We start from the raw sequence: 23730 nt of genomic DNA, 5'->3' as shown, positions 1-23730 counted from the left end.
TAGTTTGCGATAAGATAAAGGTATGCGTATGAAGAAGAATGCTAAGTCTTCGTTTTTTGAAGGCTGGAATTGTGCTCCAAATATCGTAACTTATGTGCGTATTGCGTTGGCAATTGTTTTTATTGTTTTATATTTGCTCGCAGGTGAGTGGGGTCATAACTCCGTGCCAATGCGTTGGGCGGCGTTTGCTGTGTTTGTTATTGCGGCGGTTACGGATAAGCTTGATGGTTGGTTAGCTCGTAAATATAATCAGGTTACCAAATTAGGTAAGTTGCTTGATCCAATTGCAGACAAAGTGTTAATTTTGGCAGCTCTTGTGATTGCTTCCGTTTTTGAAGAAGTTATTTGGTGGATCACAATCCTGTTCTTAATTCGTGAAATCAGCATAACAATTGTTCGTTTCTGCGTTATTGGCCGAAACGGTAGGGTTATTGCCGCTTCTTCTGCAGGAAAGTACAAGACTTTAACTCAGGTTATTGGCCTTGCAATGATTATTGCTCCTATGGCCGCTATTTTTAATACTCAAGTTACGCCTCCATGGTGGCTTACACTTTACTATTCTGTAGCTTTTGCTTTGCTCGGTATTTCTTTGGGCTTTGCTTTCTACTCTGCAGTGCTGTACGTGTACAGTGCTTTCTTTGAGAAGGATTCTGTTGATGATTCTCAAGCAGATAAGCAAGTTAATGAAGCTCCATTGCCACCGTTGCAATGAATAATTCTTCTCCTGTGTCTCTCAAAAACCTAGCTGAGCGTATATTATCTAATAGCGTTCAGCTAGGTTTTCATATTGCTGCTGCAGAATCTTTAACAGGCGGTTTACTTGCAGACGCTTTTGTTTCGGTTCCGGGAGCTTCTCGAGTATTTTGCGGCTCTGCTGTGACCTACGATATTCACGCTAAAGCTAAAATTTTAGGCGTTGACGCTCATCTTTTGCAAACCGAAGGTGCGGTTTTTAAGGATGTTGCTATGCAGATGGCAGTGGGGGCGTCTTTAATATATCGCGGTAGTGGCTGGAAGTATGAAGAGGATTCTTCAAAAGAATCTTCAAAAGAATCTTCAAAAGAATCTTCAAAAGAATCTTCAAAAGAATCTTCGGAAGAATCTAACTTCCCAATAATTGGGCTTTCAACAACCGGAGTTGCAGGTCCTGGTCCGGACGGCAATAAGCCTGCTGGATTGGTTTATGTTGGCGTTTTGCTTCCAGAATCTTTTAATTTGCGAGATTTGATTTTGCAAAAAGCTAGTGAGCTTCTTGATTTGGATTGTGTTAGCAATATGTGGGATTACACTTCTAAAAAAGATGTTGTTCTTGTTTTTGAACTTAATTTAGAAGGTAGTCGTGAGCAAGTGCGTAAATCTACGGTACATAATTTGCTTAAAATCTTAGATTATTTACTTTCTGTATTCGAGTAATATTTGAACTTTTGGCTGATTTACAAGCAAGACACGCAGTATCGAACAAATGTTCGTATTTGTAGTATACTTGAGATTGTTGAGATGATTGCAGCGCGCTCAAGCGTCATGGTGAATATTTAGCTTTAGCTTTTATCCACATTGCTCAAAAGCGCTTGCAGTGGCATCGCGTGTCGAACTAATGTCGTTCGATACATAACGGCATGCGAAAGGAGTAGCAAACATGGCGCAAACAGCAAAAGGTAAAAGCACTGTTGATCGTCTTATTGATGCAGATAAGGCAGATCCTCGTCGTCAAGCCGCGCTGGAAACTGCATTAGCTAATGTTGAAAGGCAATACGGAAAAGGTTCTGCAATGCGCTTAGGTGACAGGCCTATGCAAGATGTAGAAGTGATCCCTACAGGTTCAATCGCTTTGGATACCGCTTTGGGTATTGGCGGTGTTCCTCGTGGACGTATTGTTGAAGTTTACGGTCCAGAATCCTCTGGTAAAACAACTCTTGCATTGCATATTGTTGCTAATGCTCAAAAAAACGGTGGCGTAGCGGCATTTATTGATGCAGAGCACGCTTTGGATCCTGTGTACGCTAGAAAACTCGGTGTAGACACTGATGCGCTTATTGTTTCTCAGCCAGACAACGGTGAGCAGGCGTTGGAAATTGCGGATATGCTTATTCGTTCTGGTGCTTTGGATGTGATTGTTGTTGATTCTGTGGCAGCTTTAGTTCCTAAGGCTGAAATTGATGGAGATATGGGAGATAGTCACGTTGGTTTGCAGGCTCGCTTAATGAGCCAGGCTCTTCGTAAAATGACTGGTGCTCTTTCTCAAGCTGGAACTACCGCTATTTTTATTAATCAGCTTCGTGAAAAAATTGGCGTATTCTTCGGTAATCCTGAAACAACTACTGGTGGTAAGGCTTTGAAATTCTACGCGTCTGTGCGTATGGATATTCGTAGAGTTTCCACTATTAAAGAGGGCGAAGAAGCTATTGGTAATCGCACCAAAGTTAAGATTGTTAAAAATAAGATGGCTCCGCCATTTAAAACTGCTGAGTTTGATGTTTTATACGGTGAAGGTATTTCCACAGAAGGTTCTGTTATTGACATGGGCTTGCAGGCTGATGTTATTAAGAAATCCGGTTCGTGGTTTACTTACGAAGGTGAGCAACTCGGTCAGGGTCGCGAAAACGTTCGTAAATTCCTGAAAGATAATCCAGCTATTACTGAAGAAATTAGCGAAAAGATTAAAGCAGCATTAGGTTTAATGCATCCAGACGATCAATTTGCTGAGGATTCAGAATTGGATCGTGCAGATGAAGCTTCTAATGCTAAAAGTTCTACTGCAAAATCTTCAGCAGAAAAGTAATAGAAGATTAGCGTATAAAGCGAATTGATATGGTGATTAGTGTAGCGAGTTTTCTTCGCAATCATCCAGTAACGCTTACTAAAGAAGACGACGAAAGCAATGACGTCACTCTTAATACTCGTAGGCGCACATCGCGTAAATCATCACGTTTAAGCGCAAAAACTAATACAAACAACATGCCGTATGTAAAATGCGCTAACAAGTGTGATTTAAACGATGAATCTTTCGCAAGTGACGAGCTTCGCGTGAGTAACAAGCCTTGTGAAGGTGATGAAGATGATTGTAGGGAAGCAGCTTTAAGACTTTTAGATTATGCTCCTCGCTCTGTAGCAGATATGCGTCAGCGTCTTAAAGAAAAAGGCTACTGTGAAGTTGTTGTTGATTCGGTTATTGATCGTTTAATTGAATTGCATCTTCTTGATGACAATCAATACGCTCAAATGGTAATTCGCTCTTGCGTAGCGCGGCTTCTTGGTGCTAGAGCTACACGCATGGAATTGCATCGTAAGAATGTTGATCCTGATGCTATTTCGAAATGCGTGGAGTTAGCTCAAAATTCGGGAGTATTTACTGAAGCAGCTTGGGAGCTTGGCCGAAAAACTGCTCAGCGTACGAAAAATCTTGAGCCTTTAGTTAGGAGGCGCAGATTTTTTGCAGCTGCCGCTAGAAAAGGGCATGATTTAAGCGTTATTAACGAAGTATATGCCGCTTTGTTTGTAAGTGATAACGAGTAATAAAAGAGGCTGGTTTCTAATAAGCCAGCCTCTTTTTATTTACTTTTTACTCTTTTTACTTTTTACTCTTTACTGTTTTATTTTTTCTTTGCCTAAATAACGTTCATTTAGCGAAATTATTCGCCTGAGTTTGAACATAGCTAGGCATTTGTGAAATATCAATAACATCAGTAAAACGTGGAGTCTTATTTTCAAGTTCTCTAAGCATGCTTGGAGCTTTCGTTCCTGTTGCTTCGCTAAGAGCATCCATGCATTGGAAATCATCCATATTTTGCACATTCTTAAGCCCTAAAGCTTCAGCCACTACGCGCGGGAACTTATAAGGGCTTGCAGTGCTTAAAAGCACGCGCGGAACGCTTTCGTCATGCGGAATATGCTGCATAACAAAGTATCCGCAAGCAGTATGCGGGTCAATAACATACTTGTACTTGTTCCAGCAGTCAGAAATAGCTTCGCGAATCTGATCCTCATTGGCCCAGCCGCAGCCAAAAATAGCTCGTATTTTTGCAAGCACGTTTTCTGGAATCTCAAAAGCGCCCCACTGAGCTAAATCATTCATAAGCATTTGTATTAAACGCGTGTCTTTATTGCACATGTAATAAAGCATGCGTTCCAAATTAGAGGAAACCAAAATATCCATTGAAGGAGCAACAGTGTGATGGAATGGGCGCTGACGGTTATAAGTGCCGCTTACCAAAAAATCAAACAAAACATTATTACTATTGCTTGCAACAATAAGATGTTTTACAGGAAGACCAAGCATTTTTGCGTAATATCCAGCAAGAATATCGCCAAAATTGCCGGTTGGTACGCAAAACTCAACTTCGTCGCCAAGTTTTATAACTTCGCGCTCAACAAGTTGCTTATAAGCCGCAAAATAGTACACGACTTGCGGCACGAGTCGTCCAACATTTATTGAATTAGCAGAAGACAATTCAGTATTCGCATCTTCTTCAATATTTTTATTAAGCTCACTATTGGTGAAAATCTGTTTTACGCCAGTTTGAGCATCGTCAAAATTGCCTCGAACTGCGCAAACTCGCACGTTTTTACCAGCTTGAGTTGTCATTTGCAATTCTTGAACGCGGCTCACTTTTCCTTCTGGGTAAAAAGTGACCATAGAAGTGCCTGGAACATCAGCAAAACCAGCCAAAGCTGCTTTTCCAGTATCTCCAGAAGTTGCGGTCAAAATCATAACATTCTTATTATTGTTTGATTCAGATTTTTCTGTTTTGTTTTGGCTGCGGCTCATAAGCTGTGGAAGCATTTGTAAAGCCACGTCTTTAAAAGCGCAAGTAGGGCCGTGGAAAAGTTCCATAACAAAATCGCTAGTATTTCCAAGCTGACGAATTGGCGTAATGTCGCAATTAGACCATTGCTCTGCGTATGCAAGCTTTACGCAATCAGAAAGCTCTTCTTGAGAATAATCAGGAAGCAAAATTTGCAAAATATCTTGAGCTATTTCCTGGTAGGATTTTCCTTGCAATTTAGAAATATCATAACGCGTGCTGCCAAGAGTGTCGGCTACAAATAATCCGCCGTCTTCGGCAATACCTTTTCGTATCGCCTGCTTAGCCGTGCAAGTTGGAGTAGTTGCGCGCGTGCTATGAAAAATAGCTGTATCTTCTGCCATAATGTCTCCGTAACCGAATAATCATATGGAATATTTGTGCAAATTATGCATCATCTTATAAAAATATGCTACCTGAAGCGCTGGGCGAACGGGCGTGTGCTAATCTCATATTTATGACAACTCTTGATTCTAAACAGGAAAATAAAGCCAATAATCTACAAGGGGGAACGTTGAGCGTTGACGATTTAGTTAATGGGCGCGCAGATTTAGCAAGACTTGCTTGGCGAGATTTTTCCAAAACGGATACTAGAACAAAAAATGAGCTTCTTGAAAAAATGGCGGACGCTTTGGATTTAGCAGCTTTAAATATTGCCTCCGCTAATGAAAAAGATCTTAAAGAAGCCGAAGCTAAAGGAATGGATGCTGGAAAGCTAGACAGGCTTAAATTTGACGAAGAGCGTGTGAAAAATTCTGCTCAAAGCGTAAGAAAAATTGCGCAATTGCAAGATCCTGTAGGAGAGGTTGTTCGCGGATACACTCTTCCTAATGGTATTAAACTTTCGCAAGTTCGCGTGCCGATTGGTGTTATGGGAATGATTTATGAGGCTCGCCCAAACGTCACTATTGACGTTGCAGCTTTGTGCTTAAAGTCTGGCAATGCTGCAATTTTGCGAGGTGGAAGTGCGGCTCAAAATACGAATCAAAAAAGCATTGAGATTATTGGAAATGTGCTTAAAAAAGCCGGTTTTAGTGCAGATTTAATTCAGTCGGTTGACGATTTAGGTAGGTCTGGGGCTACGGCAATGATGCATGCGCACGGTCATATTGATGTTCTAGTTCCGCGCGGTAGTGCGAATCTTATTGCTACGGTTGTTAAAGAGTCTACAGTTCCGGTTATTGAAACTGGTGCTGGCAACGTGCATATTTACATAGATAAAAGCGCTGATATTAAAAAAGCTATACCGATTGTTATTAACGCAAAAACTCAGCGCGTAGGCGTGTGTAATGCGGCAGAAAAATTATTGGTAAATCGCAATATTGCGCAGGAATTTTTACCGCAAGTTGGCGCTGCTTTAGCTGAGCATAATGTTATTTTGCATGCTGACGATAAATCTTACGAAATTCTGCAGAATGCTAATATTGCTGGTTTACAGATTGAGCACGCAACTTGCGAAGATTGGAAGCGCGAGTATTTGTCTCTAAATATGGGCGTAAAAATTGTGGACGATGCTTTTGACGCTGCAAATCATATAGCGAAGTATTCTACGGGGCATACGGAAACAATTATTGCTGAAGATTACGAAACTATTCAAAGTTTTATTGCGAATGTTGATTCTGCAGTGGTGATGGTGAATGCTTCAACGCGCTTTACGGATGGCGGAGAGTTTGGTTTTGGAGCTGAACTTGGAATATCGACGCAAAAATTGCACGCAAGAGGCCCTATGGGATTGCGCGAGATGACAACAACCAAGTGGATTGGCTACGGCAGCGGTCAGATACGCGAGTAGTACTGGCTTTAATAGTTACGTGGCGGTAAGGTAAGAGTATGCCTAATGATATGCCTAAGAATGATGTGAATATGACTCCGGCTGAAGCGCTTAATATTGCGGCTGAGCGTTTGTCAATTGTGCGCTATGTGTTTTTGGTGCAAATTGAGGATGGTATTGCCTCCGCGCAACAGCGTTCCTCGCTTGAATATGCGGATGCTGTGCTTATGGGATGGCCGGATGCTGACGCAAATGACGTAACACTTCCTGAAGATGATGCGTTTTCTAGCGTTCTTGAGCATATGGGTCGAATGGAAAAGAACATTCGTGAATTTAGTGCTTTAGAGCGCAATAATGATGTGGATGCAATGACATCAATGCTTGTTAAAATCACTGAATCTGTGGCAAAAATTCGCGGCACGTATCAGCCTGATTTCCCTCTTCCAACTTTTGCTGAAATTCAGCGCGTTGTTAAGGACGAGTGGGATGAGGAGATGGGAAATATTAACCCAGATAGTGCTAATGATGCTTCTGGTGTAGTTAGCGAAACTGAGGCTGAAGATAAGGAATCTGAAGCGAATGAGTCCTGAAAATAACACAGATGCGCAGCGGCGAATGTCTGACCTGTTTCAAGGTTCGTTTACCGGCAAAGAAGCAGCTCCTCCTGCGGTAGCAACTTCTATGCGAAAGCGCACTTCTGCACGCGGTAACGTTCATGAGCGTCAGCGTATTGGCATTATGGGTGGAACTTTTGATCCTATTCATAACGGCCACTTGGTTGCGGCTTCTGAAGTTGCGTGGGTTTATGATTTGGACGAGGTTATTTTCGTGCCAACTGGTAGGCCTGTTTTTAAGCTTGATAAAAAAGTTACGAATGCTGAGGACCGTTATTTAATGACGGTTATTGCAACAGCTTCTAATCCTAAGTTTACTGTTTCCAGAGTCGATATTGACCGTCCGGGAGTTACTTACACTATTGATACTTTGAAAGATATTCACGCGCAGCATCCGGATGCGGAGCTTTTCTTCATTACTGGAGCGGACGCTGTGGCGGAAATTATGCAGTGGAAGAATGCGCGCGAAATGTGGAATTTGGCGCGATTCGTGGCTGTTACTCGCCCGGGGTATTCTAGGCCGGAAAAGTTGGAGTCTAATCTGCCGTTTATTACTAGGCAGCTGAATGTGAACAGTGCTGGAAATGTTGCAAATTATGACGATATTGTTCACTGTGATTCTGAACATTTGCCGGTTGATATTTTGGAAATTCCAGCATTGTCGATTTCTTCTACGGATGTTCGCCGTCGCGCTGAGCATGGTGAGCCAGTATGGTATTTGGTTCCGGATGGAGTAGTGCAGTACATTGTTAAGCACGGCTTGTATAGGTCGTGACTATTTATTTTTTTCGGCTTGTCGCTGCAAGTCTGCGCAAAAAGTTAGTATTGATTATGTTCATTTCGCGAACTAAAGCGAACTAACGTTTGGAGATATGGTGAGCATCGTCCTTGAAGGAAAGCCAGATAAAAACCTCGTTCTTGTTACCGGTCGCGCCCATCCAAAGCTTGCGCGTGATGTAGCAGATCAGCTTGGCATTGATGTACTTGAAACAACGGCTTACGATTTTGCTAATGGCGAAATGTATGTTCGTTACACGCAGTCGGTGCGCGGTACGGATGTGTTCGTATTGCAAAGTCACAGCGACCCTGTCAACAAGTCCATTATGGAACAGTTGATTATGATTGACGCTTTGAAGCGCGCTTCTGCTCGTTCGATTACTGCAGTTTGCCCACTTCTTGGCTATTCTCGTCAGGATAAGAAGCATCGCGGTCGTGAGCCTATTTCTTGCCGCTTGATGTTTGATTTGCTTAAAACTGCTGGCGCTGACCGCATTATGAGCGTCGATTTGCACGCGGCTCAGTCTCAGGGATTCTTCGACGGTCCTGTTGACCACTTGATTGCTATGCCTGTTTTGGTTGATTATGTGCGTGATCGTTTCCGTGAAGATCTTGCAAACGTAACTGTTGTGTCTCCGGATGCTGGCCGTATTCGCGTGGCTGAACAGTGGGCGCAGCGTTTAGGCGGCGGTCCTTTGGCTTTTGTGCATAAGACTCGCGATATTACATGCCCGAATAAGGCTGTTGCAAACCGCGTTGTTGGTGACGTTGCTGGTCGCGATTGCGTTATGGTTGACGACTTGATTGATACTGCTGGCACTATTGCTGGCGCTTGCAACGTGTTGAAGGAAGCTGGAGCTAAGTCTGTTACAGTTGTTGCAACTCACGGCGTGCTTTCTGGCCCTGCGGTTGAACGTTTGAAGGCTTGTGGCGCTCGCGAAGTTGTGTTGACGGATACTGTGCCTATTCCGGAAGAAAAACGTTGGGATGGTTTGACTGTTCTTTCTATTGCTCCTCTTCTTGCAAGCGCAATTAAAGCAGTATTTGAAGATGGTTCGGTTGCGAAGCTTTTCGACACTTACCCGGAACATCACGGTCAAGGCTTCCTATTTGCGTAAACGCTGATTTTATTTTGCGCCACGCCAAATTTGACGAAGTCAATTCGTGTGGCATAATAGTGACTTGGCGGTTTTTCCGCCGTTCCCTCATGGTGTAATGGCAGCACACGGGTCTTTGGAACCCTTTGTCTTGGTTCGAATCCAGGTGAGGGAGCTTATACAGGCGCTACTTGTTTTGCAAGTAGCGTTTTTGTTTTGGATAGGCGTTAAGACGTAATAGAATTAAATAAGTAAGAATATTATTTAATACAACATAAGGAGCATGCGTGGAAAAGCATGATGTTGCCGCGGCAATTATTTTAGCGGCGGGTGAAGGTACGCGTATGCGTTCAGCAACTCCGAAAGTACTTCATAACTTTGCTGGAAAAACATTCCTAAATCGTGTTATGAGCGCAATTGCTGGCGTAAATCCAAATAAGCTGGCTGTAGTAGTGCATGCTCAGGCTGATTTAGTAACTGAAGCTGCTCTTAGCTATAACAGCAATGCTTTAATCGTAAATCAAGACGAAAAGCCTGGAACTGGAAGAGCTGTTCAATGCGCTATTCGAGATCTTAATAACGTTTCAAAACGCGAAAATGGCGAAACGTTAAAAGGCGCTGTGCTAATCGCAGCAAGTGACATGCCTCTTTTGGACACTCAAACTCTTCAATCTTTAGTAGATTTTCACAATAATCATGGCAATGTTGCAACTGTTCTTACAGCAGTATTAGACGATGCTACTGGCTACGGCCGTATTGTGCGCGAAGCAAACGGCGATGTTTTGCGAATTGTAGAGCATAAGGATGCTAATGCTGGAGAGCTTGAAATTAAAGAAGTGAACACTTCCGTCTATGTGTTTGATGCAGATGTGCTAAGTGATGCAATCGCAAACTTAAATTCTCAGAATGCTCAAGGCGAGTTTTATTTGACGGATGCTTTGGAACATGCTCGAAAGTTTGGTCATGTGGGAGCAATGTCTGCTCCTGACCCTCTTAGCGTAGAGGGTGTTAATACTCGCGTGCAGTTGTCGGCGCTCGCAAAAGCTTATAATAAGCGTGTTTGTGAGCATTGGATGCTTGAAGGCGTAACTATTCTTGATCCGGATACTACTTGGATTGAAGATGATGTGACTCTTGCTCAAGATGTTACGGTTCTTCCTGGCTGCTTCCTTCAAGGTCATACTACTGTTTTAAGTGGTGCTGTTGTTGGTCCTTACACAACTCTTATTGACGCGCAAGTTGACGAGGATGCTGTAGTTGAGCGTTCGCGCGTGCAAGAATCGCATATTTGCAGGGCTGCTAACATTGGTCCGTGGACGTATTTGCGCGCAGGAAATGTGCTTGGTGAAGAAAGTAAGGCTGGCGCTTTCGTGGAAATGAAGAAGGCGCATATTGGTAACGGCACTAAGGTTCCGCATTTAAGCTATATTGGCGATGCTAACTTGGGTGAGCATACGAATATTGGTGGCGGAACTATTACTGCAAACTATGATGGCGTGCATAAGAATCATACGAGTATCGGTTCTGGCGTTCATGTTGGTGCAGGTAATCTTTTTGTGGCTCCAGTTAATGTGGCGGATGGCGTGACTACGGGTGCTGGTTCTGTTGTGCGTCACGATGTTCCGGCTGATTCTATGGTGTATTCGGAAAATACGCAGCACGTAATTGAAGGCTGGAAGCCTGCTTGGGAGCGATAAATTATTTATAAAACGGCTTTAAAGGCGGTAGGTTATGGTTGATTTTGTTGAAAACGCAACTAAGTCTCACAATGTGAATGTAAATAGTAATCATGAAGGACTTGCGCGCTCTGTTATGCTTGTTCGTCACGGCCAGACGCCTTATAATGCGCAGTTTCGACTTCAAGGCATGATTGATATTGCTTTGGATGAGTCGGGAATGGATCAGGTGACTCGCTCTGGCAAGGCTTTGCGCGTGCTTTTTGGCGCTTCTGATTTGGAAGATCCAAAAGATCCGAACAGTGCTGAGCATGTACGTATTACTCCGGAAGAAGCCGACGCGAGTTTTGTGGCGATTGTTTCTCCGCTTATTCGCGCGCAGCAAACAGCTCACGCTTTTGCGGATAAGCTTGGGCTTCATGTGCACGTTGAAAATGGCGTGCGCGAGCGCTTCTTTGGCGAGTGGGAGGGCTTGAACCGTCAGCAGATTAGCGAAAAATGGCCGGAAGATTTTAACGCTTGGGTAAAAGGCGAAGGCGGCGAGCTAAAGCACGGTGCAGAAACTAAGCAGGAAGTTGGCGAGCGCGCTGCTGCAACTGTTGAACAGTGGGCGCGCAAAACCGGTTCCGACCGCGATTTGCTAGTGTTTTCTCACGGCTCTTGCCTTTCTCAAACTGTTCATAAGCTTCTTGGATTAGACAAGGTGGATCCTTCTTATAAGACGATTGGTGGAATGGGAAACGGACGCTGGGCGCGTTTAATTCCAAGTCTTAACGAGGATGGTTCGATTCGTTGGCGTCTGGATGCTTACGATCAAGGTCCTGCAGCTGATCCTACGAGCCAGCGTCTTATTCGCATTTGGGGAGCAGCTTAAGTGGCATAATCTCTCCTTTTTACCGCTTATATTTCGAAAACTACCGTTTAGCGATTTTGTAAAGACAGACTATTTACAGTGCCGTATAGTCAAAATTACAAAACAAAAAGCTAGAAATGCTAAGAAAAGTTAGAAAAAGCTAGCAAACGCTAACGGTAGTATACGGAAGGGAGGCTTTATGAAAGTAACAATTGCTATTGTGCCGCCAGAAGAAGAGCAGCACGCTCAATTGTCAATTCACAATATTGACGATAATCTTAAACGCATTATAGCCAATTTGCAAAGCGTTGATTCTAAAAATGCAGAAGCAAGTAACGCCGAAAATAATACTGATAATGCCGAAAATAATACTGCGAATGCGGCAAATAGCAACAATAATTCATTTATATACGGTTATATTAACGATTCGATTATTGTTATGCACGAGCCAGATGTGATTATGATTTGCGTAGAAAATTCGCGCGTAATCATTCACAGTGATAAAGGCGAATGCGTGTCTTACAAGCGCCTAATGGATTTCGACAATCCTCAATTCGCGTCGTTTGTGCGCATATCTAAATCCGCAATCGTGAACTTGAATCGCATTGTTCGAGTCGATCCAGGATTCGGCGGAAGTATGAGCGTAAAAATGGACGACGGAAGCGTTGAGTGGATTAGTCGCCGCTGCTTAGCTGGTTTCAAAAAGCGCTTAGGAATGTAGTTTTAAGCGTATTTTTAATACTAATTTTTGATACTAATTTTTTAATACTTAAAAAGGAAACGATTATTATGGAAAAGCAAGTTACAACTTTTGGTAAAACAATGGTAAAAAACATTGTTAATGGCATTGGCATAGCGTGCACTATTTTTACTGCAATCAGTTTTGTATCTAGCCTGTTAGCGCATAGCGCGGTTGGAAACAGAATTGCATCTTATGCTGTGGCGTCGTTTGTTATTGGCATAGGCTATGGAGTGTTCGCTATTTTCTGGTCGAATGAGCGTATGTCAAATCTTGCAAAGTTTGTTTTTGCACTAGTTCCACCAATTGCTATTCAATTTATTGTGTCTGTGATTGTTGGATGGATTTCATTCAAAGATGAGCCAGCTGTGATTTGCGGATGGATTGCGTTCACTGTTATTTTCCCGATTGCTATTGCTGGAATAATCTATTACTTCGAGAAGAAGAAAGCGGAAGAAATGAACTCTAGATTGCGCGAATTGCGTAAAGAAAGCAAGTAAATTAGCAACAACTAAATAATCAAATAAAAATAATCAAATAAAAAATTGAGTGGTGTTCATCTTCGCCTTTGAGGACGAACGCCACTCGATATTGTATGCCGCTTGCTTGAAACGTACTAATTCGGCGTTTTGCGCAAGCTATAAATTAATCTTTTGCAATTGTTTTGCCGGCAGTAGCGCCAGAAGTCAAATCCTGAATCTCAGTGATTTCCATAACTGGAACTGCAGCCGGCTTCTTTGTGCCTTTTTCTTCGGCCACGCGCACTTGCTCTTCGTAAATCGCATCATCCGTGTGAAGAGTTACGGTTCCGCGGAAGCGATAACCCTTCTTTTCTGCCAAATTAGCAAAAGCAACTACTAGCTGGCTGCCGTCTTGCAAGTTCTTAAAATGCTGGCCTGCAGTGCGCTCGTGGTATGCAAGGTGATTGTCGTCAAGAACAAACATAGACATTTTTGGTCCTAAATCAAGCTCGCCATCTTTGCTTACAGTTGCAATCCAAGCCAAATTATTCGCAATAAATTCCTTCATATCGGCGTTAAGAGTTGACATAATATTTCCTTTCGCTATTGATAAAATTGCGCGCGTCTGTGGTGTGCAATTAAACAAGTCATTACTTTTACATTACGCTGTTTTAGAAGAGTATACGAGTGTGTGCTGCAAAAAATTACGCAGTTGTGATATAAATCACCGAATTTTATAAAAGTTACTTAAGCGAAAGATATAAAGCAAAATAGTTAAGTATGCCGGTTTTATGAAGTGCATATCGGAAATTTTCCGAAAGAACGCCGAAAAGTTGTACTTTTCACGATTTTATGGCTAATCTGTGTATTTTATAAACTAAATTCACTAAATAAAAGAAAATTTTAAGGAAGCGACTTTAAGGAAGTAACTTTTATGAAGCGGCTTTAAGAAAGCGACTTTTATTAGTGGATCAACTTTTATAGTTGAAGGGGAGGCGTTATGAAAGCTAATGGTGAAGCAGCTAAAACAATAGTTGATAAATCTGGCATGCCTAAAGGGAAGAGTGTTCATATTTCTCAACTAATGTTGTTGGTTTGCGCTGCTATTTGGGGTGGCAGCTATGTTTCTTCAAAGTATGCTCTTGAAGTTTTTCCGGTTCAATGGCTTATGGGAGTGCGCATGGTTGGTGCGTGCGCGATTATGTTTGTAATTTTTTTCGGCACTCTTCGTAAAACTTTTACAAAAAAATTGATTATTCCTTCGCTAATAACCGGAGTTACGTACTACGCAACTTTAGTTTTGCAAACTGAAGGATTGCAAACAATTGATCCGGGTCGTAGCGCTTTTCTTACTGCAGCCTACTGCGTGATTACACCATTTTCAGCTTGGCTAATTGTTAAGAAAAAGCCTACGATACTAGGTTTGATTGCTGCAGTAGTTTGCGTTGCTGGCGTTGGTTTTGTGGCTTTAAAGCCAGGAATGTTCGCTCTTACGCTTTCTTATGGCGATATTCTGACTCTTGTATGCGCTGCAGTTTTTGCTTTTAATCTTACGTTCCTTGCGTATTATTCAAGAAAATACAATCCTGTAACCTTAACTTTTGGCCAATTTGTTGTTTCAGGAGTTCTGTTCTTAGCTGGAGCGCTAATTTATGAGCCTTTGCCTAATTTCAACGGTGCGGATCATCTTTCTATTTTTGCAAACATGTTCTACTTAACTGTTGTGGTAACTGTTGTGGCACAAATTATGCAAAACTATAGTTTGGTTAATCTTTCTACAGCAAACGCATCGGTTATTATGTGCACTGAAAGCTTATTTACTCTGCTATTTTCTACGCTGCTTTACCATGAGTATGTGTCAAATATGGCATTTGTGGGATTTGCCTTAATATTTGCAGCCATTATTATTGCAAGCTTGGGCGAACATTATGGCAGCAAAGAAAGAACTAAGTAGATTCATAAAAATAGCTATCCAACTCATGCCTTGAGTGATACCATCGTTGTGAATGGTAATTTGTAATTTGTAGTAAGTTTATACATATTGCATTTATGTTTCGCAATACATTGTTAGGTAGTTAAGGTAAACACGTGAAGAATTTCTTCAAAGGCATATCATTTACGCAGGTTTTAGCGGGTTCGCTGGCAGCAGTGACCTCGTTTTTGCTTGCTTCTAAAATTGGTATTGCCGGTTCGGTTATTGGTGTGGCTATTGGTTCGATTGTGTCGGCTGTGGCTTCTCAGCTGTATCAGAATGTTATTCACGCTTCTTCTCGCAAGTTAGCTGAAGCAAATCCTAAGAATCTTAATAATTCTGATTCTGCTGGTTATGCTAATGATTCGAAGCAATATAAAGATAATGTTCAAACTCTTAACATGCATCCTGTCTACAATGTTGAAGTAAGAAATGCTGGATATAAAGTCGCGGGAGATGATGCTCGTATGGCGTATTCTAGGCAAAATAGTGAAGTTAATTCTGGGCGAACTATAAGCTCTGAAGCTAAAGATCCAGAATTAGAAAATACGCGACTTTTAGAGCTTTCTGCTTTACGCGAGCAGCGCGAAGAAGATATGGAGTTGTCGGAAGGCGAGTTGAGTCAGCCTGTGCCGTTATCTAAAGCTATTCGCGATTCTAATTATGCTAACGAAAGTAATTTAAATCGACCTAAGAATAGTTATGCTGCAACTATTGCTATAGCTGTAATAAGCGCTTTGGTTGCTGTTGTTGTTACTGCAGGAATTGTTTTGCTTTTTACGCAAGGCAAGGGAACGGACAATATTCAGCCTCAGCAGATTCAGCAGAAGCCTAAAAATCAGGTAAATCCTCAACAAAATAGCAATAATGGCGTTGAGCATAAGAAGCCGTCTGATAGTGATTCAGAAAATCAGGATTCAGAAAAAGAGGATGAAAACAATGGTTTACATTCCCGCGATGACTCGGATTCTAATTTAGGAAATTCTACAGATGGTGAGCCTGGTGGTGATAATTCTTCAACAAGTGGCGGATCGCATTCTGGAGAATCAACTTCTGGAAATAACAGCGGGGAGTCTTCCTCGTCAACTGCTCCTGGTGGTGCTTCAGGTAGTTCTTCTAACGGTGGCTCAGGATCTTCTTCAGGGGGAGCTTCAGGCGGAGCGTCTACTTCTGGAAATGCAGAAAATTCCGGTAGTTCAAGCGGTAATTAAGTAGCGATATTTTTAGTAATATTTAAGCTGATTCGACACGCCGCATTTGGATAGAGCGCTAATTTGTTGTATCCTATCAAAGGTTCGCTTGAACAGCATAACTAAAAACGGGGCTATGGCGCAGCTGGTAGCGCATCTCCATGGCATGGAGGGGGTCGGGGGTTCGAATCCCCCTAGCTCCACGATTTATCTCGGCAGGTTACATAATTTGCCGAGATTTTTTTTTATTCTCTTTCCGCCACGCCGCAATTCTGTGTGTTTGTCGCTAAGTCGTACTAATAATGAACACCATCGACCAGAGGTTGCGCTCAACAAGAGTAGTAAGTATGAGCTCGGAAAAGCGTTGATTACTTACAAAAGGGGAGAGCGCCGAAGTTTACTACTGATTTCCAAAGGTAGTGAGCTGGGACTTGGTTTAATAAACCAAGTACTGTCGCAGCGATTCGGCATTCGCTGCGGAGCGCTATCGACACGCACGCTGTTGCTTGTTTTGCCTCTGATGCGACATAAAAGGAGGAAAAATGAGTAATAGTTCATTACCATCTACTGCTGAACAAACTTCTCAGCAGAATCACGATGTTCATCGTGCTTTGAAAACACGTCATATTTCCATGATTGCTTTAGGCGGCAGCATTGGTACCGGCTTATTTGTTGCCAGTGGTGCAACAATTCACATGGCTGGTCCTGGCGGCGCTTTGCTTGCGTACGGCGCAATCGGCATTATGGTTTACTTCCTTATGACTTCTCTTGGCGAAATGGCAACGTTTATGCCTATTAGTGGCTCGTTTGCTTCGTACTCCGGACGCTTTGTTGATCCTGCTTTAGGTTTTGCAATGGGCTGGAACTATTGGTTTAACTGGGCTATTACGGTGGCTGTGGACGTTAGTACTGCAGCAATTGTTTTGCAATACTGGTTCCCGAAAGTGCCAATATGGATTTTCTCGCTTTCGGTTCTTATGCTTATTTTGCTGATTAACGTTCTTACAGTTAAGTGCTTCGGAGAAACAGAATACTGGCTTTCTATTGTGAAAGTTGTTGCGGTTATTGTGTTTCTCGTTGTTGGCATGCTTACAATTGTTGGCATTATTGGTGGAAAAGCTCCATTCTTGCAAAACTTTACGCATAAGGATGCTCCGTTTGCCGGTGGTGTTCCTGCAGTGTTGTGTGCGTTTGCTATTGCTGGCTTCTCGTTCCAAGGAACTGAGCTTATTGGTATCACAGCAGGCGAGTCTGCAACTCCAGAAAAGAGTATTCCAAAGGCTGTAAAGCAAGTGTTCTGGCGTATTCTTCTTTTCTACATCCTCGCAATTTTCGTTATTGCATGCATTATTCCTTACACCGATAAGAATTTGCTTGGATCCGAAGTAACTGATATTGCTATAAGCCCATTCACACTCGTGTTCCAGCGTGCAGGTCTTGCAGCCGCTGCAGCAGTTATGAATGCCGTTATTTTAACTTCTGTTATTTCTGCAGCAAATTCTGGAATGTACGCTTCTACTAGAATGCTTTATGCTCTTGCAAAAGATGGTAATGCTCCGAAAGTTTTCGGCAAAGTAAGCTTCCGTGGTATTCCAGTTCCAGCTTTGATTGCAACATTTGTGGTGGCTTTGTTCACGTTCTTCATGAGTATTTTTGGCTCGCAAATATACATGTTCTTGGTTGCTGCAAGTGGTTTAACAGGCTTTATTGCTTGGGCGGGTATTGCTTTAGCGCATTACCGCTTTAGAAAAGCGTATGTGGCTCAGGGGCATTCTTTGGACGATTTAGTGTACCGAGCAAAGTGGTATCCTTTTGGTCCGATTGTTGCGTTCCTTCTGTGCGTTCTTGTTATTATTGGCCAGGATTTGCACTCATTTGCAACTCTTAACTGGCAGGCCATTGGCATTACATACATGTCTGTGCCACTGTTCTTGATTTTGTACGTTGGATACAAGATTAAGAATCATACTAAGGTTATTCCGCTTGAAGAAGTTGATTTAGCTGGTATTAAAGCTGCTAATCAGGCAAGAGCTTAAAAACTATTTAAAGGCACAAATAAAGCTCCCAACGAATCCGTTGGGAGCTTTATTTTATGTTAATTCTATTTTATTGATGTGCTGTTGGTGGAGTTGGTGGGGTTGGTGGAGTTGGTGGGGTTGGTGGAGTTGGTGGAGTTGGTGGAGTTGGTGGAGTTGGTGGATCGGTTGGCTTTACTATCTTGCAGACATTGCCTTCGCACTCGCAGTCTTTGTCGCCTTTCTTGCATTCTGGCTTTTTAGGATCCTTCTTAGGGTCCTTCTTAGGGTCCTTCTTAGGGTCCTTCTTAGGCGCTGGCTTCGTCTTTTGAGGAATAACGTTCGCACGCCTAATCACATTGCTGGTTGTTCGCTGTATTTCCTTCTTCTCTTCCTTCTTTTCTTCCTTCTTATCTTTGTCGTCAGATTTTGTGTCAACGCTATTTAGTAATTCAACAGCTAAAGATCTAATTTCTTTTGCTTTAACTGCATACCATTCAGAAGCTGCCAAAGCCTCAGCGCTTTGGCTTCCAAGCTCTTCTGGAGAGTTTGCTGTGCAGCTTACAGCGTCAGGAGTTTTCTCTTTTATTATTTTCGCAAGCTTTTTGCCATTTTCAGACTTATCTTCTGAAAGCTTAATAAGAATCCTGTTTTCAACTAAAGTGTCCCACGTCTTCTTAGCTTTCATAACTTGGGCAACTTTAACTTCGCACTGTTTACGTGCAGCCTTTGTGCGCTCACTTTGCTTTACGTACCAAAATGCGCCAAGTGCGCTAAGAGCTAATGCAAGTACAACAATACCTACAATAAGGATGATTAGCTTCTTCTGTTTGCCTTTATCGGCACTTTCGGAGGTGTGTTGAATCATTTTTTTCCTCTGTTTGTTAATGATTGCCCAATGAGTATCTTTTGATGCCACATTTCTATCTATTTTACGACAAAGCTTTTAAGTTAGCCACTTTGTTAGCTACATATTGTGTTGATATTTGATGGTTTTGCCTTAAAACTAATTAGCAAGCAGCGAGGTATGCTCGTGTTTTAAAAAACAAAAAAGCCACTGGATTTCCAGTGGCTTAATGGCTCCTGCGGCTGGGCTTGAACCAGCGACCATTCGATTAACAGTCGAACGCTCTGCCAACTGAGCTACGCAGGAATATTTTGTGCAGGCTTACTGCCGCGCACAAGACATTTATATTACACGGAATTTTTGAAGATGCAAATATGGCGTGTTTTGGCGTGTCGAAATAGTGATTATAAGCATATGTTTTATCCACAATGCGCTAAAAGCTTATGATTTTGGTAAATTAGCTGCAAAACTTTTATAAAAGCCGCTTTATAAATATTGATGGGGGATATATGTGTATTCGCAAAAATTATGAATTATATTGCCGAATAGCTGCCTGCTTGGGAATTTTTATAATCTCAGTTATTCTATTAGATGCGCTGTTTTCGCAATACGAAATGCAGCAAAATAATCCTGCTAAATACTACGCTTCTAAATCTTTAGGCGCATGCTGTAAAATCTGCGCTCTTGCTAAAAGTTCTTATAGTGAAGAAACGTGTAAATCTGCTATGAAGTGGCCGGTAAAGCCTCCTCGTATTGTAAAAGCCTTTAATCCACCGCCTAAGCCTTGGATGGCTGGGCATCGCGGTGTGGATTTAGCAGCCTCAAAAGGAACTCCTCTTTATGCTCCTGCAGATGGTGTTATTAGTTTTGTTGGTAAAGTTGCTAGAAAGTCTGTTGTAACAATTAGGCATGGTGAGCTTACTTCTACTTTTGAGCCTGCAGTAACAAATCTCACTGTTGGAGTGTTTGTAAAGCAGGGGCAAAAATTTGCTCATGTTGAAGGCGGGTCGGATCATTGCGCAAATCGCTGCGTGCAATGGGGTCTAAAACGAAAGAATCGCACTTACGTAAACCCTGCAAGTATGACTGCTCGCAAAAAAATCGTTCTTAAACCAGTCGCCTAAATAGCATAATAAATATTCATATTTGTAGAAAACTGAACAAAATCTGCATCAATATTGTAGATATTGCCATAGTTTGAGGGTGTGAACAGCGTATAGTAAAGATTAACATCGATTATGCAACACAGGAGCGCATATGCAAGAATATTCTCGTCCACTTGATGAAGCTATTGATACAGATGTTAATATTTTTTCTCTGCTAGAAGATCGAGTTTCTCGCTGCGCTAATGATTCGTTAATTGAGTATGTTGATTCTTTAGGCTCGTGGAAGTCTTATTCTGCTAAAGAATTTCGAGATATGGTAGTTGCTGTTGCTAAAGGTTTTATTGCTCGCGGAGTTATGCCGGGGGATTCTATTTCGATTATTGCGCATACTTCATGGCAGTGGACTGTTCTTGACATGGCTATTATGTCTATTGGCGCTTTAACTGTGCCAATTTACGAAACTAGCTCATCTATTCAAATACAGCATATTGTTGAGGATTCTAAAGTTTGCTCAATATTCGTTGAGTCTGCCGATATGCTTCCAAAAATAGAAGCTGTTAAGGATGATTGTCCTACTCTTCACGACGTTTATGTTATAAACCGTGGAGCGCTTGATGCTTTTATTGAGTACGGTAAAACTGTAACTGATTCGGAGTTTTACGAGCGAGTCCATGCTGTTTGCGGAAGTGATTTAGCAACAATTGTTTACACTTCCGGTTCAACAGGCGAGCCTAAAGGCATTGAGCTTACGCATAGTAATTTTGCTTTTATTGCAAAGTCAGGCGTTATTTCTATGCCAGATATTGCTTTAAAAGGTAATCCTCGCTTAATGCTGTTTTTGCCTCTTGCTCACGTGTTTGCAAGATTTATGCAATTCTTCTGCTTTGCTGGAAACGTTACGCTTGGTTTAACGAGCAATTTGAAAACAGTTTTGAGTGATTTTCAAACGTTTAAGCCGACTTTTATTCTTGGCGTTCCTCGTATTTTTGAAAAAATCTATAACGCTGCTTCGCAAAAAGCTGGCAGGGGAGTTAAAGGTTTTATTTTTGCTTATGCGGCAAAAGTTGCGCGTCAATGGTCTTATTCTCAGCAGTCTAACGCAATGGTTCCGCCAATGCTCGCTCTTAGTCGCGCTATTTGCAAAAAATTAGTATACGATCCTCTTTTGCAAGTTTTCGGCGGTTCTGTTTCGTACGCTATTTCTGGCGGCGCTCCTTTAGATATGTCGATTGCGCACTTCTTTAACGGCATCGGTTTGCCTTTGCTTGAAGGCTACGGAATGACTGAAACTTGTGCTCCGGCTATGGTGAATCCTACAACCGGATACCGTATTGGAACTGTTGGTTTGCCGGTAAAAGGCGTGTCTGTTGCAATTGCGGACGATGGCGAGCTGTGTATTAAAAGTCCAGCAGTATGCAAGGGGTATCATAATAATCCGGAACTTACTCGTCAGCAGATTGTAAACGGATGGTTGCATACGGGTGACTTTGGTTCTTTAGATGATGACGGTTTTGTGCATATTACCGGCAGAAAGAAAGATCTTATTATTACAGCAGGCGGAAAGAATTTATCTCCAAACGCGTTAGAAGCTTCGTTAATGTCTTCTCCAATTGTTTCTCAAGCTGTTGTTATTGGAGATAGAAAGCCATTCGTTGCGGCGATTATTGCGCTTGATTTGGCGGAAGTAAATTCTTGGCTTGCATCCAGAGGAGCGTGCAAAGTGCGCTCGCTTAAAGAAGCGTCCGTAAACGGAATTGTGCGTGCAGAAGTTGAGCGCGCTGTTACTAAAGCTAATTTGCTTGTTTCTAGAGCGGAGTCTATTCGCAAGTTTGAAATAGTGCCGGATGCTTTTACGCAAGATAACGGCCTGCTTACGCCAAGCTTAAAAGCTAAACGTCAGGCAGTTGTTGAGCGCTACCACGAGCTTATTGAGCGCGTTATTTACGCTCCTCGAAAGCGCTAGGCAACTTTTACAATCCTGCATCAGCTAGAGAAATGTAGCCCGGGTCTATTAGGCGAGCTTTCAAATTCGTTGCACTAACTGCTAACAGTTGTTCGTAAACGGTTGGAACAGTAATTCCAGGCTCAATTGTCGATTGCTTTGTTGCAATCTTCTTAGAAAGATTTCCGGTTCTATTTAACGAATCGCACATTTCTGTAATATCTTTACTAATCTGTGCCTGATGCTCAATAGTTGTCATCCACTGCTTACCGCTTACAATATTTGGCATAATATTCTTGTATGCTCCGTAACCGGTTATTGCAGGCCATTTTTTAGCGTGAGCAGCATCGTTAGCGTCGTCGGACTGTTCCTTGCTAATTTGTGCGTCTTTTGCGTGCTTATTGGAGCTGTTTTTAGGAGATGGAACAGGGCGTTTAATAAGATTTCTTTTACCAATGAAGTTTCCAATAACATCCGGCAAAGTAAACGAAGGATTTATGTCTGCAGCGCTTCCTTCGTAGCCTAAATCGCTTAAAGTTTGCGAAGCTTGTAAAGCAACTTGATCGTCAAGAGCAATAATTCCGTCAACATGCATTAGCGAAGGTGTTAGAAGATTATTGTGCTTAGTAATACGATTCTTCAACTCAGTTTTTACAGCATCCGAATCGTCGGCGTCAAAAGCAACGTTAATCCAGTCTTTTTCACTACTATTTGCGTGCAATTTTCCGGAAGTGCTAAGCAGAGTGCCAGAAGCAAAATATGGTCTAAGTACTTTCCACATTCCAGCAAAAGCTTCTTTTGCAAACTCGTCTTCTAACTGTGTTGAGGAGCTGGTATCTGCATTATCTGAACTATTTTCGTCACTATTTTGAGATTCTTGATTATTATTTGAGGAAGAGTTTTGGTTTTCACTATTAGAATCTGCATTATTTGAGTCAGAAGCGTTTGAATTGTTTGAATCGTTTGAGTTTTGACCGTTTGTGCCACTGGTAGTTTTTGCGTGCAAATTTATATTTTTCTGATTATGGCATGGCAAAAGAACTTCAATATAGCGCGGATTTTCGCGAGTAGCGCGGTCGAGAGCAAGTTTTTGAACTAATGTTGCTGCTTGAGTTTCGCCAATGCTACTAGCGTCAGAAAGGTGGAAAAGAACATCTGGCTTAAATCCTGGAATTGAGCGCGAAAGCATAACTACGTGCATTCCAGACTTTTGAGCAAGTCGAAGAGATGATGCTAAACGTTTTTGAGAAAGAAGAATATTTTTGTCTGTGTCTTCAGAATCATTTTTGCTTGTCAAAAGACCATGCTTGCTTTTTGTATTTTCTGTTTTGTTTGCTGTAGGTAAGGTTGCGTAATCACCATAATTATTATTGCCATTCTTATTAGTCCATGGAGCAATAACAATAGTGGTTTTACTCAGCTTCTTCTTAATTTTTTCGGTTGAATTGCCAGTATTTTGCTTATTTTTATTGTTATGATTTCCCGAATGCAACGGTGTTAGCAAATTCACAACATAATCCTGCACATCTTGACTCTGCTGTGAAAAACTAGAAGAAGTTTTTGTAGTAATAGAATCGTCGCTAAAACCCTTATTTTTTAAGTCTTTAACTATTTCTGGAACAAGATGATCCCATGTGCTTAGTGGCTTGTGTCTTGTTAAAGCTAAACCGTCTGAAGGTGTAAAAATAACAACATTTCCGCTATGCGTTTGCTGCACGTTTTTAGGACTGGAAGAAGTTTTAGGGGTAGTGCCGCATGCACTAACAACAAATAGTGTTGAAACTAGTGTTGTTAGCACAACTATAATTCTTTTCCAAGTGCTTACACGCAAACGGATCATACTAATGGCCTTTCGTAATTTTTACGAT

21 protein-coding genes, 3 tRNA genes and 1 riboswitch are annotated in these 23730 nt (G+C 42.0%); of the genes, 19 read left to right on the top strand and 5 right to left on the bottom strand.

The window, feature by feature from the left end; all coding sequences use genetic code 11:
* Positions 1-28 precede the first annotated feature (28 nt).
* The 4 genes from pgsA (at position 29) to ACLD5M_RS01450 (ending at position 3513) form a co-directional block, all read left to right on the top strand.
* Positions 29-712, top strand: a complete 684-nt coding sequence (gene pgsA / locus ACLD5M_RS01465; protein ID WP_004135331.1) for a CDP-diacylglycerol--glycerol-3-phosphate 3-phosphatidyltransferase — start codon at positions 29-31, stop codon at positions 710-712.
* Positions 709-1413 carry a CinA family protein gene (locus ACLD5M_RS01460; protein ID WP_410314411.1) on the top strand — a complete coding sequence of 235 codons (705 nt, stop codon included), beginning with the start codon at positions 709-711 and terminating at the stop codon, positions 1411-1413. Before pgsA ends, ACLD5M_RS01460 begins: the two co-directional genes overlap by 4 nt.
* 223 nt (positions 1414-1636) lie before the next feature.
* A complete protein-coding gene (gene recA, locus ACLD5M_RS01455) occupies positions 1637-2779 on the top strand; it encodes a recombinase RecA (RefSeq protein ID WP_004135329.1) in 1143 nt (380 codons plus the stop codon).
* Between the two features lie 29 nt (positions 2780-2808).
* Entirely contained in the window at positions 2809-3513 is a 705-nt protein-coding gene (locus tag ACLD5M_RS01450) for a regulatory protein RecX (RefSeq protein ID WP_004135328.1), read from the top strand.
* Between the two features lie 103 nt (positions 3514-3616).
* Here the strand turns inward: ACLD5M_RS01450 and thrC are convergent, their stop codons facing one another.
* Positions 3617-5146, bottom strand: coding sequence for a threonine synthase (gene thrC / locus ACLD5M_RS01445; RefSeq protein WP_004135326.1), 1530 nt, complete (start codon positions 5144-5146; stop codon positions 3617-3619).
* Between the two features lie 113 nt (positions 5147-5259).
* On the opposite strand from thrC, the gene ACLD5M_RS01440 reads away from it, so the two are divergent.
* The 9 genes from ACLD5M_RS01440 (at position 5260) to ACLD5M_RS01400 (ending at position 12829) form a co-directional block, all read left to right on the top strand.
* A complete protein-coding gene (locus tag ACLD5M_RS01440; protein ID WP_410314410.1) occupies positions 5260-6594 on the top strand; it encodes a glutamate-5-semialdehyde dehydrogenase in 1335 nt (444 codons plus the stop codon).
* A 38-nt stretch (positions 6595-6632) separates the two neighbouring features.
* Positions 6633-7163: a phosphoribosylglycinamide synthetase gene (locus tag ACLD5M_RS01435; RefSeq protein WP_410296168.1), complete on the top strand. Its 531-nt coding sequence runs from the start codon at positions 6633-6635 to the stop codon at positions 7161-7163.
* On the top strand, positions 7153-7962 hold the full coding sequence (gene nadD / locus ACLD5M_RS01430) for a nicotinate-nucleotide adenylyltransferase (protein WP_019261184.1): 810 nt from the start codon (positions 7153-7155) through the stop codon (positions 7960-7962). Before ACLD5M_RS01435 ends, nadD begins: the two co-directional genes overlap by 11 nt.
* 97 nt (positions 7963-8059) lie before the next feature.
* Positions 8060-9082, top strand: a complete 1023-nt coding sequence (locus ACLD5M_RS01425; RefSeq protein WP_032841780.1) for a ribose-phosphate diphosphokinase — start codon at positions 8060-8062, stop codon at positions 9080-9082.
* 83 nt (positions 9083-9165) lie between these two features.
* A tRNA-Gln gene (locus tag ACLD5M_RS01420) sits at positions 9166-9236 on the top strand.
* A 112-nt stretch (positions 9237-9348) separates the two neighbouring features.
* Positions 9349-10758 (top strand): bifunctional UDP-N-acetylglucosamine diphosphorylase/glucosamine-1-phosphate N-acetyltransferase GlmU, encoded by a 1410-nt coding sequence (glmU, locus tag ACLD5M_RS01415; RefSeq protein ID WP_410314409.1) that lies wholly within the window; start codon positions 9349-9351, stop codon positions 10756-10758.
* Positions 10759-10792: 34 nt separating this feature from the next.
* Positions 10793-11611 carry a histidine phosphatase family protein gene (locus tag ACLD5M_RS01410; protein ID WP_375169396.1) on the top strand — a complete coding sequence of 273 codons (819 nt, stop codon included), beginning with the start codon at positions 10793-10795 and terminating at the stop codon, positions 11609-11611.
* Positions 11612-11789: 178 nt separating this feature from the next.
* A complete protein-coding gene (locus ACLD5M_RS01405; protein ID WP_410314408.1) occupies positions 11790-12311 on the top strand; it encodes a LytTR family DNA-binding domain-containing protein in 522 nt (173 codons plus the stop codon).
* Between the two features lie 68 nt (positions 12312-12379).
* Positions 12380-12829 carry a DUF3021 family protein gene (locus ACLD5M_RS01400; protein WP_004135312.1) on the top strand — a complete coding sequence of 150 codons (450 nt, stop codon included), beginning with the start codon at positions 12380-12382 and terminating at the stop codon, positions 12827-12829.
* Between the two features lie 145 nt (positions 12830-12974).
* Here the strand turns inward: ACLD5M_RS01400 and ACLD5M_RS01395 are convergent, their stop codons facing one another.
* Positions 12975-13379, bottom strand: coding sequence for a pyridoxamine 5'-phosphate oxidase family protein (locus tag ACLD5M_RS01395; protein ID WP_410314407.1), 405 nt, complete (start codon positions 13377-13379; stop codon positions 12975-12977).
* 459 nt (positions 13380-13838) lie between these two features.
* On the opposite strand from ACLD5M_RS01395, the gene ACLD5M_RS01390 reads away from it, so the two are divergent.
* From ACLD5M_RS01390 to ACLD5M_RS01375, 4 genes are all read left to right on the top strand, one after another.
* Positions 13839-14744, top strand: coding sequence for a DMT family transporter (locus tag ACLD5M_RS01390; RefSeq protein WP_180964353.1), 906 nt, complete (start codon positions 13839-13841; stop codon positions 14742-14744).
* A gap of 134 nt (positions 14745-14878) precedes the next feature.
* On the top strand, positions 14879-15973 hold the full coding sequence (locus tag ACLD5M_RS01385; RefSeq protein ID WP_410314406.1) for a hypothetical protein: 1095 nt from the start codon (positions 14879-14881) through the stop codon (positions 15971-15973).
* A 109-nt stretch (positions 15974-16082) separates the two neighbouring features.
* Positions 16083-16155: transfer RNA gene (locus ACLD5M_RS01380), tRNA-Ala, on the top strand.
* Positions 16156-16260: 105 nt separating this feature from the next.
* A riboswitch (Lysine riboswitch) is annotated at positions 16261-16447 on the top strand.
* A gap of 47 nt (positions 16448-16494) precedes the next feature.
* Positions 16495-17988, top strand: coding sequence for an amino acid permease (locus tag ACLD5M_RS01375; RefSeq protein WP_019261178.1), 1494 nt, complete (start codon positions 16495-16497; stop codon positions 17986-17988).
* Between the two features lie 70 nt (positions 17989-18058).
* Here the strand turns inward: ACLD5M_RS01375 and ACLD5M_RS01370 are convergent, their stop codons facing one another.
* A complete protein-coding gene (locus ACLD5M_RS01370; RefSeq protein ID WP_410314405.1) occupies positions 18059-18835 on the bottom strand; it encodes an ATPase in 777 nt (258 codons plus the stop codon).
* Positions 18836-19044: 209 nt separating this feature from the next.
* Positions 19045-19120: transfer RNA gene (locus ACLD5M_RS01365), tRNA-Asn, on the bottom strand.
* Between the two features lie 203 nt (positions 19121-19323).
* On the opposite strand from ACLD5M_RS01365, the gene ACLD5M_RS01360 reads away from it, so the two are divergent.
* Positions 19324-19938, top strand: a complete 615-nt coding sequence (locus ACLD5M_RS01360; RefSeq protein ID WP_246905458.1) for a M23 family metallopeptidase — start codon at positions 19324-19326, stop codon at positions 19936-19938.
* A gap of 133 nt (positions 19939-20071) precedes the next feature.
* The gene (locus ACLD5M_RS01355; protein ID WP_019261115.1) at positions 20072-21883 is read left to right on the top strand and encodes an AMP-dependent synthetase/ligase; all 1812 of its coding nucleotides are present in this window, start codon (positions 20072-20074) and stop codon (positions 21881-21883) included.
* Between the two features lie 7 nt (positions 21884-21890).
* On the opposite strand, the gene ACLD5M_RS01350 is transcribed toward ACLD5M_RS01355, so the two are convergent.
* Positions 21891-23702, bottom strand: coding sequence for a hypothetical protein (locus ACLD5M_RS01350; protein ID WP_019261114.1), 1812 nt, complete (start codon positions 23700-23702; stop codon positions 21891-21893).
* Between the last annotated feature and the right edge of the window lie 28 nt (positions 23703-23730).

This window comes from Gardnerella sp. Marseille-Q9185 (genome assembly GCF_046508745.1).
Lineage (GTDB): Bacteria > Actinomycetota > Actinomycetes > Actinomycetales > Bifidobacteriaceae > Bifidobacterium > Bifidobacterium greenwoodii.
This window is presented reverse-complemented; position numbering and strand designations above follow the sequence as displayed.

What these genes read in the sequence shown, in the direction of transcription:
- pgsA (WP_004135331.1), top strand. Translation starts at nt 29, where the DNA reads ATGAAGAAGAATGCTAAGTCTTCGTTTTTTGAAGGCTGGAATTGTGCT.
- ACLD5M_RS01460 (WP_410314411.1), top strand. Translation starts at nt 709, where the DNA reads ATGAATAATTCTTCTCCTGTGTCTCTCAAAAACCTAGCTGAGCGTATA.
- recA (WP_004135329.1), top strand. Translation starts at nt 1,637, where the DNA reads ATGGCGCAAACAGCAAAAGGTAAAAGCACTGTTGATCGTCTTATTGAT.
- ACLD5M_RS01450 (WP_004135328.1), top strand. Translation starts at nt 2,809, where the DNA reads ATGGTGATTAGTGTAGCGAGTTTTCTTCGCAATCATCCAGTAACGCTT.
- thrC (WP_004135326.1), bottom strand. Translation starts at nt 5,146, where the DNA reads ATGGCAGAAGATACAGCTATTTTTCATAGCACGCGCGCAACTACTCCA.
- ACLD5M_RS01440 (WP_410314410.1), top strand. Translation starts at nt 5,260, where the DNA reads ATGACAACTCTTGATTCTAAACAGGAAAATAAAGCCAATAATCTACAA.
- ACLD5M_RS01435 (WP_410296168.1), top strand. Translation starts at nt 6,633, where the DNA reads ATGCCTAATGATATGCCTAAGAATGATGTGAATATGACTCCGGCTGAA.
- nadD (WP_019261184.1), top strand. Translation starts at nt 7,153, where the DNA reads ATGAGTCCTGAAAATAACACAGATGCGCAGCGGCGAATGTCTGACCTG.
- ACLD5M_RS01425 (WP_032841780.1), top strand. Translation starts at nt 8,060, where the DNA reads ATGGTGAGCATCGTCCTTGAAGGAAAGCCAGATAAAAACCTCGTTCTT.
- ACLD5M_RS01410 (WP_375169396.1), top strand. Translation starts at nt 10,793, where the DNA reads ATGGTTGATTTTGTTGAAAACGCAACTAAGTCTCACAATGTGAATGTA.
- ACLD5M_RS01405 (WP_410314408.1), top strand. Translation starts at nt 11,790, where the DNA reads ATGAAAGTAACAATTGCTATTGTGCCGCCAGAAGAAGAGCAGCACGCT.
- ACLD5M_RS01400 (WP_004135312.1), top strand. Translation starts at nt 12,380, where the DNA reads ATGGAAAAGCAAGTTACAACTTTTGGTAAAACAATGGTAAAAAACATT.
- ACLD5M_RS01395 (WP_410314407.1), bottom strand. Translation starts at nt 13,379, where the DNA reads ATGTCAACTCTTAACGCCGATATGAAGGAATTTATTGCGAATAATTTG.
- ACLD5M_RS01390 (WP_180964353.1), top strand. Translation starts at nt 13,839, where the DNA reads ATGCCTAAAGGGAAGAGTGTTCATATTTCTCAACTAATGTTGTTGGTT.
- ACLD5M_RS01375 (WP_019261178.1), top strand. Translation starts at nt 16,495, where the DNA reads ATGAGTAATAGTTCATTACCATCTACTGCTGAACAAACTTCTCAGCAG.
- ACLD5M_RS01370 (WP_410314405.1), bottom strand. Translation starts at nt 18,835, where the DNA reads ATGATTCAACACACCTCCGAAAGTGCCGATAAAGGCAAACAGAAGAAG.
- ACLD5M_RS01360 (WP_246905458.1), top strand. Translation starts at nt 19,324, where the DNA reads ATGTGTATTCGCAAAAATTATGAATTATATTGCCGAATAGCTGCCTGC.
- ACLD5M_RS01355 (WP_019261115.1), top strand. Translation starts at nt 20,072, where the DNA reads ATGCAAGAATATTCTCGTCCACTTGATGAAGCTATTGATACAGATGTT.
- ACLD5M_RS01350 (WP_019261114.1), bottom strand. Translation starts at nt 23,702, where the DNA reads ATGATCCGTTTGCGTGTAAGCACTTGGAAAAGAATTATAGTTGTGCTA.